This window comes from Massilia sp. 2TAF26 (assembly GCF_052115005.1).
In the GTDB taxonomy this organism is placed as follows: Bacteria; Pseudomonadota; Gammaproteobacteria; order Burkholderiales; family Burkholderiaceae_D; genus Telluria.
In genome coordinates this window covers 1-393 of record NZ_JBFRFV010000134.1, presented here as the reverse complement: position 1 = coordinate 393, position 393 = coordinate 1, and the positions used below count along the sequence as shown (strand labels likewise).

Genomic DNA, 393 nt, shown 5'->3' with positions numbered 1-393 from the left:
CGCAGATGCGTGCCCTGGGCGCGAACCCGCAGGTGCTGGCGTTCTCCGAGGTGTACCAGGCGCTGCAGACCGGGGTGGTGGACGGCACCGAGAACCCGCCATCGAATATGTACACCCAGAAGATGCATGAAGTGCAGAAGCATCTGACCACCTCCAACCACGGCTACCTGGGCTATGCGGTGATCGTGAACAAGAAGTTCTGGGATGGCCTGCCGGCCGATATCCGCACCCAGCTGGAAGCGGCAATGCGCGATGCCACCACGTACGAGAAGGCCATTGCCCAACGCGACAACGATATGGCGCTGGACGCAATCAAGAAGTCCGGCAAGACCACCATCTACAACCTGAGCGCCGCCGAACAGGCCGAATGGCGTAAAGCAATGCTGCCGGTGC

Annotated in this window: 1 protein-coding gene; it reads left to right on the top strand. The window is 61.3% G+C overall.

Annotated features, from left to right (window positions below; genetic code table 11):
• The coding region (gene dctP / locus AB4Z32_RS27805) for a TRAP transporter substrate-binding protein DctP (RefSeq protein WP_442125027.1) at nt 1-393 on the top strand (393 nt) is incomplete at both ends.